A 12,151-nucleotide genomic window follows, 5' to 3' on the forward strand; every position below is an offset into this window, starting at 1 on the left:
GTTGCGGTCTACTCTGGCCCCGATCGGCCAATCACGGAAATTGATCCTGTGGATGTGCCGAATCCATGGCATGGATGGCTCTCGCTGCTAGGTGGTTGCCCGGTGAACCTGTCTCGACTCGACCTCAACCTGGTCCTCGCCCTTCGCGCGCTGCTGGAGGAGCGCAACGTCACCCGGGCCGGCGAGCGCATCGGCCTCAGCCAGCCGGCCATGAGCGCCGCCTTGTCCCGGCTGCGCCGCCATTTCGACGACGAACTGCTCGCCCGGACGGGCAACGCCTACGAGCTGACACCGCTCGGCGCCGCCCTGCGCGACCGCAGTGCCACCGCGTGCGACCTGCTGGAGCGGGTCTTCGCCAGCCAGGCCGACTTCGACCCGGCGGCGGAGAGCCGAGAGTTCACCCTCCTCGCCTCCGACTACGGGGCGGCCGTGTTCGGTGCCGCACTCGCCCGCACCCTGCACGAGGAGGCGCCCGGCATCCGGCTCACCTTCCAGCACCCGGTACCGTCCGTCGTGGACAACGCCGCCGCGGCGCTGAGCACCGTCGACGGACTGCTGATGCCGCACGGCGTCATCGACGGCTTGCCCGCCGTCGACCTCCACCAGGACCGCTGGCTGTTCCTGGTCGCCGACGATCATCCCGACATCGGTGACGAACTCACCCTGGACCAGCTGGGGCGTCTGCCCTGGGCCGTCTACCAGCGTCCCTACGACGCCCCGGCCGCCCGCCAGCTCAGCATGATAGGGATCAGTCCCCAGGTGGAGGTGTCCGTGCAGACCTTCCAGCTGCTGCCCCTCATGGTCGAGGGCACCCGTCGGATCGCGATGATCCAGGAGCGCCTGGCACACAAGGCGGTCCGTTCCGCCGCGGTGCGCGTCCTGCCCTGCCCCTTCGAGGCGGTACCGGTGCGGGAGGCGATGTGGTGGCACCCGGTGCATGCTCAGGACGCGGGCCACATCTGGCTGCGGCAGAAGGCCGCGGAGGTGGGCTCGACACTGACGGGCAACGGCTACGGCAAGGGCAGGAACCCGGGAAAGGCCGTGCCCGTCGACCGGAGCGCGGGGCTGCCGCCGGGCCGTCTCTGACCGGACCCGGCGGCAGCCCGTGACCGACGAGCTCCCGGCGGTCGCCCTGGCCCCTCAGGCCCACTGCTCCGGCAACGGCCGGGGATCGACCGCGCCCACCCGGCGGCGGGCCGCCCACAGCCCCGCCGCGACGAGGGCGGCGGCCAGCCCCAGCACGCCCACGGCACCGGCGAGACTGCCGACCGCGGACTCCCCGGCGAGCAGCACCAGCGGGCAGACGAACGCACCGCCGAAGAAGGCCGCCGTCCACAGCCCCGTGCCGCGGCCGCGGTCCTCGAACGCCAGGCGGGACATGGCACTGGTGAGAAGGGCGGGCAGCAGCATGCCGGTGCCCACACAGTTGACGACCGCCCCGATGACCAGCAGCGGGGCGCTGTCCGCGAGGAACATCATCCCGAAGCCGACCGCGCAGACCGCGAGAACGACGGGCAGCATCGGGCCGGGAGCACGCTTGAGCCGGGCGAAGGTGACCGCTCCGCCCACGGTGGCGGCACTGGCGATCGCGGTGGCCAGTCCGATCGAGCCGGGGTTCTCCACCCCGAGGTCGTCAAGCAGGTACGACATCTCCACGGGGACGGTGTAGAAGACCATCGCCCCGAAGAAGGTGAGGGCGCAGATGCCCGCCAGCTGCCGCCAGGGGAACGAACGGCGGGCCTCCGCCTCGGCCGGAGTCTCGACGTCGGCCGCACGGGCCGCCGGGTTGGGCAGGGCCGTTGCCATCAGCGGGGCGAGCACCAGGCTCACCGCGTAGACCCAGAAGGGCACGCGCCAGCCCGCCGATCCGGCGGCGCCGCCGAGCACGAAGAAGACGGTGGCCGACGCGGAGGCGCACATGGTCTGCAGGGCGAGGTACCTCACCCGCTGATGACCGGAGTAGTAGTCACCGATCAGCGTCGTGCAGCACGTCATGATCGCGGCCTCGGCGACTCCCACCAGCGCGCGGCTGGCGATGATGCCGCCCAGCGAGTCCAGCCACAGCGGTGCCGTACCGAACAGCGCGTACAGGACGGTCGCGACGACCAGCAGGCGCTTGCGGCCCACCCGATCCACGATCACACCGGCGAACGGGGCCAGCAGCGCCAGCGCCAGCGCCGGGACGGTCAGCGCGAGCGGCACCAGCGCCTTGGCCCCCGGGACCGACCCGAAGTGGTCCTGCATCCTCGGCAGCACGGGGGCGATCAGTACCGCCCCCAGGACCGGCAGACAGCTGCCCGCCATCAGAAGGGTCACCCGCAGCAGATGGGCCGGGCCCGACACGGCGGCGGCTGACGAAGCGGTGGCATCGATCGCGGCGGGAGGCTGCGGGGGCACGGAACCAGGCATGGCGACTCCAGGGGATGGCGTAAGGGAGCGGGCATGCCTCACGGGCACCGACGGCCCGGCATGCTGGGGAACTTGCCCGCCGCATCCGGACAGCGGCGTGCGGTAGCGACGACTATGGGGGCGCCAAGGCGCCGGTGCCATCCCCAGCACAATCGGAATCCCGTATCCGGGTCATCCACACGGTGGATGGGATGGGCAACCGTCACGCAGCCGGCAGACGTGCACAGCCGTCCTCATGCCGTCCTCATGCCGTCCTCACGCACGGCGTCGCGGCGGAACCGGTCCGAGCCAGCCGCTGGCCTCCGAGGCTTGTGCCGTTTCCTCCCGCTGTGGCTTTTCCTGGCGCTCGCGTTCGGCCTGTTCCGCCTGCCGCTCCACTTCGAGCGCCGGGTCTTGCAGTCGTCGCACAGGCGCGGGTGGCTGTACCCGCGGCCCCAGTCGACCGCTGATGCTGGCCTTCCACCGGTCGTCGGTGAACTTTTGTCCGCAGTCCGCGCACGCCCCGACGCCGAGCCTCGCGTTTGGCGGCTTCCTGCACGAGACGGCGTCACAGCAACTCGGTGGAGTGGAGCAATTGTCAAGACCTGTGGATGGGAGCCGCGCCGACCCAGCGGTGGTAGGCGTCCACGTCGACGTTGCTGCCGCACACGATGGTGACGACGTGTCGGCCGGCGAACCGGTCGCGGTCTTCGAGGATCGCCGCGATGCCGAGCGCGGCCGAAGGTTCGACGACGAGGCCGGCGTGGTCGAGGAGCATCCGCATACCGGCGATGATCGACGCCTCCTGGACCAGGACGGCGTCGTCAGCGACCAGGAGGAGGTCGTCCAGGACGGCCGGGATGGGACGCCGACCGGCGACGCCGTCAGCGATGGTGTCGGTCGAGTCGGTGGTGACGACGCGTCGTTGGCGCCACGAGTGTGTCAGCGCCGGTGCGCCCAGCGGCTGGACGCAGATCACCTCGACTTCGGGTGCCAATGCCTTCACCACATGACCCACGCCGGTGGCCAGCGCCCCGCCGCCGAGAGCAATCAGGACGGTGTCGAACGACGGCGCGGTGTCCACCAGCTCCAGGCCGATGGTCGCCGCGCCCTCGCAGGTCTCGATGTCCAGGCTGTCTTCGACCAGCCGGATACCGTCGTACCGTGCGATGGCCGCCGCCCGCTCGCGAGCCATCTCGTGGTCGCCGTCCACCAGCTCCAACCCGGCGTCCAATGCGCGGATGCGATCAAGCTTGGCCCGAGTCGCGAAGCGGGATGCCACGACTGTGACGTCGAGCCCCCGGCCGCGACCGGACCACGCGAGGGCTTGGCCAAGGTTGCCCGCGCTCGCGCACACCGCGGCTCGCGAGGCATTGTCGGCCAGCAGGCTCGCGACGACCTCGGTGCCGCGGGCCTTGAAGCTGCGGACCGGGTTCGCCGTTTCGAGCTTGATGCTCACCGTGCACCCGAGGCCGGGCTCCAGCGCCTCGCAGCGGTACAGCGGAGTGTCGAGAAAGACCGGGTCGATTACCCGGCGAGCCGCCCGGATCCGAGCAGTGTCGAGACGCGTCACCTGCACGACACAGCAGCGTAGCGCCACCGGCGCTGGTCCCATGAGTAACTGTCAGGAGTTTCAGGTCGGTTGAGGTGTGTCACGCTGCGGCGGGTTCCTCGGGGCGTTCGACAAGGTGACCGTTGTCGAAGCGGGTGCCGGCCCGGACGAGGGCGACGAGGTGGGGTGCGGTACCGCGCGCCAGCGAGCCTGGGCGGACTCGACAAGCGTGAACACCATCGCCAGGGCGACGGCCGGACTCCCGCGCCCCTGGTGACCTTGGTCCGGAGTTTCACCGTGGAGAACGTCGACTCGATGGGGTTGGTCGTCCGCAGGTGGATCCAGTGCTCGGCGGGGAAGCCGTAGAACGCCAGCAGCTCGTCGGCCTCGTCGGTGATCTTCTTCACCGCTTTGGGCCACTTCGCGGGAAGGGCTGCCGGTGACGGTTCTCGCGCCGGACTATCAGTGCATTCTGGGCGTGCTGGAACAGCAGCGATCCACGGGTCACGGACCGCTTCGGGCCAAGGAGATCGCGGTGGAGCTGGGCCTTGACGCGACGTCGGCGAAGGTCGAGGGACTGCGGTCGAAAGCCCGGCGCCCGGCGGAGCGCGGGTGGCTCCTCCTGGAGGCGTCGGGGGCGTTCAGTGCCGGCCGGCGGACCGTGGCCGTCCCAGACGTCGGCTCATTCGCGTGACCATCGACCACCGGATCATCGCCTCGCTGGTGGCGGGCAGGGTCTCGTAGTCCCAGGCCGGACGACGGGAGTTCATCAGCCACGTGAACGTGCGCTCGGCCACCCAGCGCCTGGGCAGCACCACGAACCCTGCCATGTTGTAGGTGCGCTTGACGATCTCCAAGGTCAGGGTGAGTTTGTCCCGGCACCAGCCGACGAGGGAGCCGGTGTAGCCGCCGTCGGCCCACACGAGGGTGATGTCGCGGTGCAGACGGCGCAGCCGGTTGAACAGGCCCGCCGCGGCGTCCCGGTCGCCGATGTTCGCGGCGGTGACCGCGACGGCCAGGAGCAGGCCGAGGGTGTCGGTCACGATGTGCCGCTTGCGGCCCGGCACCTTCTTCCCGCCGTCGTAGCCGCGTGAGGCGGCCGGCACCGTCGCGGCGGCCGCACCGACTGCGCGTCGATAATCCCCGCAGTGGGCTCGGCCTCGCGGCCCTCGCGCTCACGGAGCGTCCCGCGCAGCCGGTCGTGGAACTCGGCGATCCGCCCGTGCTCACGCCAGCGGCGGAAGAAGGCGTAGATCCTGGCCCATGCAGGGAAGTCCGCGGGCATCGCCCGCCATGAGATCCCGCCCGCGACCAGGTAGCGGATCGCGTCCAACAGCTGCCGGTGGCAGTAGCCCTCGGGCCGTCCACCCCGCCCCTGGAACCAGGCCGGCACCGGCTGCAACGGCCGGACGGCCGCCCACTCCGCGTCCGTCATGTCCGACGGATACCGCGCACCCGGTCCGGATGGTCGGCCGCGTTGCCGTACACGTGCGCGAGGCAATCGCACGACACGGCGGGCGAGTTGAAGTCAACGTGCTCGGGCACGTACGACAAAGACAACAGGGCCTCCGGGAACCACTCGGAATGGGATCGCACCCCCGAGCTACCAGGAGGCCCTGCTTGCACGTGCGGAAACCGTCGCAGTCACCCGATCGAGACTCCCGTTGCCCGCGACGGTCCGGCGATCGACAGCCTTCGAGATCGGTACGTGCAACAACCACTTACGTGTCAGGATGCTCCGGCAGGGCGAGCCAGTCCGACCAGGAGATCTCGCGGCCGAGGAAGCGCGGCTGCTCGAACGGCCAGTCGGCGGCGATCCACTGCGGCACCAGCGCATCGAGGGCCTGCTCGACCTTGCTGCCCACCAGCTCGTCCACCACCCACCAGGAGATCTCGCCGTCCGCGTCGGCCTTCTCCGGTGGGTCGATGTAGACACAGCCGAGCAGAGCTGTCTCCGCCGCGTCGAACAGCGCGTAGTTGAAGGACTGGTGTGCGGCGATCTCCTTCTCGTGCCGCAACAGGTCGGCCTGGTCGGCCTCGTAGGTCATGGTGGCCGCGGGCCAGCCCCAGGCCGGGCCGAAGATGGTCCACAGCCGCTCGCGCGAACCCATCACAGCCGGATAGTCGAGTGGGGTGTCCGCCTCCCGGATCGGCCGCAGGTGATGACCACCGCCCGGCAGCGGTACCAGGACGGGGTGGACGAAGTCATCGGGGAGCCAGCTCATGGCGCCCGACCGTAGCAGCGCGCGGCCGTCCGCTCCCCTGGATTTTCCCCGCACACCGCCAGGCCCTGCTCTCATGCTGGGCAGGGCCCGCGACCACCCGATCGAGACTCCCGTTCGATCGACAGACTCCGTGAACTTTGCACACCAGCGACGCACCGTCTCGTAGGAGACGACGATCCCGCGCCCGAGCCCTCAGCTCCTCGACCTCGCGCAACGACAGCGGGAAGCGGAAGTACAGCCACACACAGTTAGAGATGACCTCGACCGGGTACCGGTGCCCCTCGTACGACAGCGACGCGCTCCCCCACGGACAACCCTTCCCAGGCTGATCAACCAGAAGATCATCCCACCGGTCAGCCAACGTGACAGTGCCTGCAGGATGAGTCCGCGACGGCGTTCTTCGTGCGCATCGGCGCGGTCAGGCCGCCGGGCTCGGGCGGCTCCGGGTGGGTGTGTGCGGTACGAGTCGGGGTCCTCGATCCAGGTTCGTGCCTGGATGCTGGCGTCGCGCCTCGCCGTCGCCACCGCCCTCACGGCCGTACAACTCCGTCACGACGAAGGCACCCCCGTACGGCTGGTGCACTTCCTGGAGGACGCCCGCCGCCGCAACCTGGTGCGGGCGACGGGCCCGGTCTACCAGTTCCGCCACGCGCGGCTCCAGGAGCGGCTGGCCGCACGACACGATCGGTTCCGGGGCGGGACGGAGCCGTGACGCGATGCGGTTGATCACCGCTCAAGAGGCCAGTACGCCCCCGAAGAGGGGAAGGTTGCGGATCACGGCCCAGAGCACGACCGTCGCGGCCAAGGCGCGGGCGGCCCACACCGGAAGAACGCGCGGTCGGAACCTGCCGGTGACGGCACGCAGCCAGATGACCGCGCCGAACGGCAGGAAGCCGACAAGGAGCGCGTTGTAGTCCACCGCCGCCACCACGTCGCCGTGGGTGAGTGCGTGCAGTGCACGCAGGCTCCCACAGCCCGGGCAGTCCCACCCCGTGACGGCCCGGAACGGACAGGAGGGGAACCGGCCGGGGCGCGTGGGGTCGAACAGCGCTGCGGCAACGGTGACCGCGGCCAGAACCGCACCGCCCAGCCATGCTTCGCGGGCACGATGCCGGAGCGGAGCAGTCACGGCACGAGCATGCCCTTGGCGGAGCTGTCCGACGCGCCCGCGACAATGACCATGATCAGCCAGAACAGGACTCCGATCCCCAGACTCACGAAGACGAGGATCCGAGCCTTCCGTGACGCCTGGACGGCTCCCTCGTAGTCGCCTGCGGCGTTCTTGGCCGAAACCTGTGAGGCGAAGACGATGGCCGCTATACCCGTGGGCAGGAAGCAGAGGATCGTGACAAGGATGGCCGGGGTCATGTACGACTCGGGCGCCGGTCTTTGCGGTGTGTGTTGCGGCCCCCATGAGCCCTGGCCGGTCTCCTGGCTCCAGCCCGGCTGCCCGGAGGACGGGGGGAAGGGCTGTTGCCCAAGAGGATCCGGTCCCCAGATGTCATCGCTCTGCGGTTCGTGGTGCTTGTCGGCCATGGCTGACTGCCCTCCTCTGGATCCGCGATCTCAGCCGGGGACCCACATGGTGTGCCGGGAGTCCCAGGTCCAGCTCTCGCCTCGGGCGTCCAGAGCGACCGCCTGCTCGTACGCCCGCTCCGGAACGTCGCTGGTGAACGTGACGCGGCCGCCGGCCGACATCTCGAAAACCACGCTCTGTGGTGCCGGCGTCCCGTCCGAAGTCCGTTTCAGGAGCCGGTCCGTGAACTGCTTCAGCCCGTTGTGGGCGTCTACGGCGAGCTTCTCGAAAATGGTCCGCAGGAACGGTTCCGCGACGGCCGTCGTGACGAGGACCAGCACGATGTCGGCCGCCCCCCGCCGGGTCGGCAGCAGCAGGCACGCGGCGTCGATGCCGGCAGCGCGCAGCAGGTCCTGCCCCTCCTCGGCCGGGCTGGAAGGCAGGGCGGAGGGCCAGCGGATCTCGACCTCGTGGTCTGTCATGGAGCGGCTCCCTAGTCGGCCATCCAGTCGGGCAGTTCCCAGCGCTCCACTGCGCCGGTGCGGGTGGCGGTCACGAGTCCCTGGTCGTCTTCGAGGAAGCCGAGTCCTACGGGCCGGCTCGCGAGCTTCGTCACGGGTGAGGCCTTGCCGGTGTGCACGTTCCGGATGGCCACCTTGCCTCGCTGATGCGCCATCGCGACCGCGGGACATCCGGCGGCGAACGCCAGTTGGTGGGCGGGGCGCTTCGGTTGCGTGCGCCAGAGAAGGTCGCCTTCCCAGGTCCACAGACGCCCCCGGCCGTCCATGCAGCCTGTGGCCAGAAGGCCGTCCGCGGCGGCGAGGGAGACGACGGGTTGGGGGTGCGGCCATTCCATGACGGGCAGCCCTCGCACGTTGAGCTGTCGGATCCGTCCGTCTCCGCAGGCCACGACTACGTGTCGGTCGCCGGGCGCGAAGCAGACCGGACCGAGCGGGGTGTTCTGGCCCGCCGCCCAGAGTGCGGCCTGTTTCGGCGAACAGACAGTCAGGTCCCTCACGCGGGCGCCGCGCGCGTCGTAGACATGGAGGTGGTTTCCTGCGGTCACTGCGAGCCAGTGGCCGTCCGAGCTGAAGGCGAGGCCCTCGCCCTGCCCCGCTGCGGTCATCACATGCACGGGCATCTCGGTTTTGAGATCCCAGAGGACGACGGTGCCGTCCTGGTAACGGCTCGCGAGGTACCGTCGCCATGGGCTCCAGGCGATGCGCACCGGCTTCTCGCGCTGCACCAGCAGGCATTGGGCGACCAGTTTCCCCTTCGCGGTCTCGACGACCTTGATGACACCGTCCTCGCAGGCCGCGGCCACCAGGTTCCCGGGCCCGACTGCCACATGCCCGCAGGGGCCGACCTCGGCGAGTACGGCGCTCCTCGCGGGCGGCGTCCGTGTCGCCTCGCGCGCGGGCGACTGCACCTCTCTCTCCAGCGACACCTTGGGCGAGGCGAAGATCTGGACCGTGTCGGACGCGAGGAACAGCACCGGGGTGGCCCACTCCAGGCTGCCCAGACGCACTTTCACGTCATCGCGGGCGAGTGTCACCGCGCGGTCCACCGGCAGTCCTTCGGCGATCCGTTCGTAGAACGAGGACGCGAACGTGAAAGCGGCCCGGTCCGTGATCGCGTACTGCATGGCGACCACGGCCGGCACTCCCGCCGCCACGAGGGCGGCGGCCATGCTCGTGTAGGCCCTGCCCGGTCCGCTCACCGCGGACTCACAGGCGTTCAGCACGACCAGCCGCAGTTGAGGACTGTCCCCGATCCGCCGCCGGAGGTCGCTGGCGTGGACGCGCATCGCCAGCCCGTCGTCACCGGTGAGCTGAATGTATCCCTCGGTGTCACCGAATCCGCCGTGACAGACGCAGTGGAGGACATGCCACGTGTCGGTGCGCAATGCGTTTTTGAGATCCTGATACCGGTCGCCGGGCAGCCAGTGCACGTCAACCTTGTCCGAACTGTCCTGCTGGAGAACCTGTTCGATGCGCTCCCTCTCCTGTCGCGCATCCAGCGGGGGAAGATCGTCCGGGAGCGCCGAAATGCCGAGCACTCGCAGCGGGAGGGAAAGAGCCATGGGGGTTACGGGATCCCTGAGCCGCAAATTCCGCACGACCGGCACGTGAAGAGCGAGGTAGTCATCGCGGGACGGATCGACCATATACTCCCACGGAATACCCCCCACCCTGGGGCCGTCCGGGCGCAACAATATCCGGAGCGACCTCCCTTGCTTCATGGCTTGAATTCGGCACCGGTCGAACAGGGCGAACACGTCATCCCGAAGGACCGTTCTGGTGAGCACGTTTCCGAATTCTCGGACGTCTTTCTCCGGAGTCGACGCGCCACGCACGACTTCCCTGCTGTACGACCTCTCCAGAGAGCGCTCCACTCCCCCCAGCGTCTCTTCCAGTTCATTCGCCGAATACGGGGGAGGCACCCTCATGCTCGCTTCACCCAACTCGGAGGCGCACCCGACGATCCATTCGGTATCGGTTTCAATGATTTCGAGCCGAAACGGTAGGATCTCCATTCCCGCCACCTCCGAACCCCACCATTACAAGTGCACACCCGATTCTGTGAGGCGTCCACTCGGCGGTAGGGCGGTGTGAATCAGCTCGGTGTCGGTCCTTCTCCGGCGCCTGCATCGGTGTCGGTGCCGGATCGGCCGTCTCGGACGACTTCGTCCCCGCCCCCGCCCCCGGCGCCGCACGGGCCCGGGGCCCCATCAGGACGTAGGAGTTCCCCATAGCGGTCGTCAAGCCGCAATGGGGATTGGAGGGCGGAGTTCATAGGAGGTGTTGTCGCGGATCATGGCCCAGAGAACGTTGAGACGTCGGCGGGTCAGGGCCAGCACGGCTTGGATGTGGATCTTCCTCTCGTTGCGTTTGCGCTGGTAGTAGCGCTGGGAGACGGGTCAGCAGTGCAGGCTGGCCATCGCGGCGAGGTCGCAGGCTCGCAGCAGCCCGCGGTGGTAGCGGCGAACCGGTGCAGGTTGCCTCGGACACGTCCGGAATCGCGTGGGACCGGGGCCAGCCCGGCGAAGCCCGCCAGCCGGTCCGGGGTGCCAAACGCCGTCAGGTCTCCACCTGTGGCCGCGATGAACTCTGGGCCAGGCCGGGCCCCATGCCGGGCAGGGTCTCGATCACCTTGACATGTGGATGGTCATGAAAGCGGGCCACGACCAGAGCGTCGAGTTCGGCGAGCTCCGCGTCCAGGGCCAGCACGCTTTTCGCGATCCGGGCCGCCATGTCCGCAGCTAACTTCTCTCCCGGCAGCGTGGTGGCCTGGGATTCTGCTGCCTCGACGGCAGTCCGAGCGAGTGAGGCGGCGTTCTTGACACCGCGCGTCTTCAGCAAGGATTCGGGGCGTCGGACACCGAGGCGGCGGATCGCGTCCGGCGTCTGATAGCCGGTCAGCGCACAACCAACCCCCGGCCCTTCCGTGGCAAGGCACGTTCCAGGGCCGGGAAGATGCCCAGGAGCTGCTCGCGCAGCCGGTTGATCTGCCGGGTGCGGTCGTTGACGAGATCGAGGCGGCGGTTGGTGAGGATGCGCGGGTCGACGGCCACCTCGTCTCCGGGCCGCAGGAGTCCCAAGTCCTGGCGCATGCGGGCCTGATCGGCGATGACGTGGGCGTCCTTGGCGTCGGTCTTGCTTGGCGTTAACGGTCTGAATTGGCCCCACTTTTCCGGCTTCAGGTGGCCCCATATCGTCGTGCGGGGGGTCTGAGTTCCGGCTTGACGCGGCCCCGGCTTTCCGGTCTCGCGTGGCCCCAGCCGACGATGGGTCGGCGATCTCCTTCACCCCTCGCCACGAGTCACGCCACGTCAGGTCGTTGACTGACCGTGGCGATACTCCTCGGAAGGCATCGAGTCCCATTCGGTATTCGCACCGTCGCGCGTCACCATGAACAACGGACGCGATCGCAGGACCTGCCCGACGAGTTGCCCGCGCATGACCACCCCGGGATCATCCGGTCCTGCATAGCCCTCGGGCGTGTAGCGAAAGTGCCCGTCCACTGCCTCGGCATGCGCGATTGCGTCGCTCTCCAGTTCCGACAGGTCCCTTCCGACCAGCGAGATTCCGTCGTACCCCACCTGGGGACCGTGGACGGCATCGGCTGCGATGCAGAACAATCCCACAGCCTGGCTCACGTAGGCCGTGACGGCCGGCGGAGAAGGGGCCGCCCCGCGACGGACCTCGATCTTCCAAGTCGGCGAGAAGATCGCGTGGTCCCGTGCGCAATCGCTGACCTGTGTCTGGCCGAGAACCTGAGCTGCCTCGACCACTTCGTCGACGGTCATGCCGAACCGGAGCGGTCCGACGCCGACAGCCGGTGCATAGGACCACTCGTCCCGATCGGCGACCCCGGAATCAGCTTCGGTCTTGAACGTCATAGTCGCCCCCTGGAGACAGCTGAAATCTTGCCGCCGCCATCATGTCAATTACCGACAAGCAGCCCGCC

Annotated in this window: 15 protein-coding genes and 2 pseudogenes; 2 read left to right on the top strand and 15 right to left on the bottom strand. The window is 69.1% G+C overall.

From position 1 onward, the window contains the following. Window positions 1–102: 102 nt before the first annotated feature. On the top strand, window positions 103–1,086 hold the full coding sequence (locus SGFS_RS00865) for a LysR family transcriptional regulator (protein ID WP_286246828.1): 984 nt from the start codon (window positions 103–105) through the stop codon (window positions 1,084–1,086). A 54-nt stretch (window positions 1,087–1,140) separates the two neighbouring features. On the opposite strand, the gene SGFS_RS00870 is transcribed toward SGFS_RS00865, so the two are convergent. From SGFS_RS00870 to SGFS_RS00900, 7 genes and pseudogenes are all read right to left on the bottom strand, one after another. Then, the gene (locus SGFS_RS00870; protein WP_286246831.1) at window positions 1,141–2,409 is read right to left on the bottom strand and encodes an MFS transporter; all 1,269 of its coding nucleotides are present in this window, start codon (window positions 2,407–2,409) and stop codon (window positions 1,141–1,143) included. A 577-nt stretch (window positions 2,410–2,986) separates the two neighbouring features. Further along, complete coding sequence (locus tag SGFS_RS00875) at window positions 2,987–3,967, bottom strand: threonine ammonia-lyase (RefSeq protein WP_286246832.1); 981 nt, start codon at window positions 3,965–3,967, stop codon at window positions 2,987–2,989. A 73-nt stretch (window positions 3,968–4,040) separates the two neighbouring features. Further along, window positions 4,041–4,365: pseudogene (locus tag SGFS_RS00880) on the bottom strand (transposase); the annotation flags it as partial. A gap of 216 nt (window positions 4,366–4,581) precedes the next feature. Further along, window positions 4,582–4,983 carry a transposase gene (locus SGFS_RS00885; protein WP_286246833.1) on the bottom strand — a complete coding sequence of 134 codons (402 nt, stop codon included), beginning with the start codon at window positions 4,981–4,983 and terminating at the stop codon, window positions 4,582–4,584. Next, on the bottom strand, window positions 4,980–5,375 hold the full coding sequence (locus tag SGFS_RS00890; RefSeq protein ID WP_286246834.1) for a transposase: 396 nt from the start codon (window positions 5,373–5,375) through the stop codon (window positions 4,980–4,982). The genes SGFS_RS00885 and SGFS_RS00890 overlap by 4 nt, the downstream gene beginning before the upstream one ends. Window positions 5,376–5,661: 286 nt before the next feature. Beyond that, window positions 5,662–6,165, bottom strand: a complete 504-nt coding sequence (locus SGFS_RS00895) for a GNAT family N-acetyltransferase (protein ID WP_286259722.1) — start codon at window positions 6,163–6,165, stop codon at window positions 5,662–5,664. 132 nt (window positions 6,166–6,297) lie between these two features. Beyond that, window positions 6,298–6,457, bottom strand: a pseudogene (locus tag SGFS_RS00900) (IS6 family transposase); the annotation flags it as partial. Window positions 6,458–6,661: 204 nt separating this feature from the next. Between SGFS_RS00900 and SGFS_RS00905 the strand changes: the two are divergent. After that, window positions 6,662–6,877 carry a hypothetical protein gene (locus SGFS_RS00905; RefSeq protein ID WP_286246836.1) on the top strand — a complete coding sequence of 72 codons (216 nt, stop codon included), beginning with the start codon at window positions 6,662–6,664 and terminating at the stop codon, window positions 6,875–6,877. A gap of 21 nt (window positions 6,878–6,898) precedes the next feature. Here the strand turns inward: SGFS_RS00905 and SGFS_RS00910 are convergent, their stop codons facing one another. The 8 genes from SGFS_RS00910 to SGFS_RS00935 all read right to left on the bottom strand — a co-directional run bounded on the left by SGFS_RS00910 (window position 6,899) and on the right by SGFS_RS00935 (window position 12,083). Further along, the gene (locus tag SGFS_RS00910) at window positions 6,899–7,294 is read right to left on the bottom strand and encodes a DUF2752 domain-containing protein (RefSeq protein ID WP_286246838.1); all 396 of its coding nucleotides are present in this window, start codon (window positions 7,292–7,294) and stop codon (window positions 6,899–6,901) included. Then, the gene (locus tag SGFS_RS00915) at window positions 7,291–7,701 is read right to left on the bottom strand and encodes a CD225/dispanin family protein (protein ID WP_286246839.1); all 411 of its coding nucleotides are present in this window, start codon (window positions 7,699–7,701) and stop codon (window positions 7,291–7,293) included. The genes SGFS_RS00910 and SGFS_RS00915 overlap by 4 nt, the downstream gene beginning before the upstream one ends. A 30-nt stretch (window positions 7,702–7,731) precedes the next feature. Further along, entirely contained in the window at window positions 7,732–8,163 is a 432-nt protein-coding gene (locus SGFS_RS00920) for a hypothetical protein (RefSeq protein WP_286246840.1), read from the bottom strand. 11 nt (window positions 8,164–8,174) lie between these two features. After that, window positions 8,175–10,217 (bottom strand): CHAT domain-containing protein, encoded by a 2,043-nt coding sequence (locus SGFS_RS00925; protein WP_286246841.1) that lies wholly within the window; start codon window positions 10,215–10,217, stop codon window positions 8,175–8,177. Window positions 10,218–10,528: 311 nt separating this feature from the next. After that, window positions 10,529–10,786, bottom strand: coding sequence for a transposase (locus tag SGFS_RS51180; RefSeq protein ID WP_350284067.1), 258 nt, complete (start codon window positions 10,784–10,786; stop codon window positions 10,529–10,531). Next, window positions 10,762–11,043: a hypothetical protein gene (locus SGFS_RS51185; RefSeq protein WP_350283955.1), complete on the bottom strand. Its 282-nt coding sequence runs from the start codon at window positions 11,041–11,043 to the stop codon at window positions 10,762–10,764. The genes SGFS_RS51180 and SGFS_RS51185 overlap by 25 nt, the downstream gene beginning before the upstream one ends. A 56-nt stretch (window positions 11,044–11,099) precedes the next feature. Further along, a complete protein-coding gene (locus tag SGFS_RS51190; RefSeq protein ID WP_350284068.1) occupies window positions 11,100–11,462 on the bottom strand; it encodes an IS110 family transposase in 363 nt (120 codons plus the stop codon). Between the two features lie 51 nt (window positions 11,463–11,513). Then, window positions 11,514–12,083: a hypothetical protein gene (locus tag SGFS_RS00935; RefSeq protein ID WP_286246842.1), complete on the bottom strand. Its 570-nt coding sequence runs from the start codon at window positions 12,081–12,083 to the stop codon at window positions 11,514–11,516. Window positions 12,084–12,151: the final 68 nt, after the last annotated feature.

This window comes from Streptomyces graminofaciens (genome assembly GCF_030294945.1).
GTDB lineage: Bacteria > Actinomycetota > Actinomycetes > Streptomycetales > Streptomycetaceae > Streptomyces > Streptomyces graminofaciens.

Bases quoted from the DNA above. Each gene is read 5' to 3' on its own strand.
- SGFS_RS00890 (WP_286246834.1), bottom strand. From the start codon at position 5,375: ATGACGGACGCGGAGTGGGCGGCCGTCCGGCCGTTGCAGCCGGTGCCG.
- SGFS_RS00870 (WP_286246831.1), bottom strand. From the start codon at position 2,409: ATGCCTGGTTCCGTGCCCCCGCAGCCTCCCGCCGCGATCGATGCCACC.
- SGFS_RS00920 (WP_286246840.1), bottom strand. From the start codon at position 8,163: ATGACAGACCACGAGGTCGAGATCCGCTGGCCCTCCGCCCTGCCTTCC.
- SGFS_RS00915 (WP_286246839.1), bottom strand. From the start codon at position 7,701: ATGGCCGACAAGCACCACGAACCGCAGAGCGATGACATCTGGGGACCG.
- SGFS_RS00925 (WP_286246841.1), bottom strand. From the start codon at position 10,217: ATGGAGATCCTACCGTTTCGGCTCGAAATCATTGAAACCGATACCGAA.
- SGFS_RS00895 (WP_286259722.1), bottom strand. From the start codon at position 6,165: ATGAGCTGGCTCCCCGATGACTTCGTCCACCCCGTCCTGGTACCGCTG.
- SGFS_RS00935 (WP_286246842.1), bottom strand. From the start codon at position 12,083: ATGACGTTCAAGACCGAAGCTGATTCCGGGGTCGCCGATCGGGACGAG.
- SGFS_RS00905 (WP_286246836.1), top strand. From the start codon at position 6,662: ATGCTGGCGTCGCGCCTCGCCGTCGCCACCGCCCTCACGGCCGTACAA.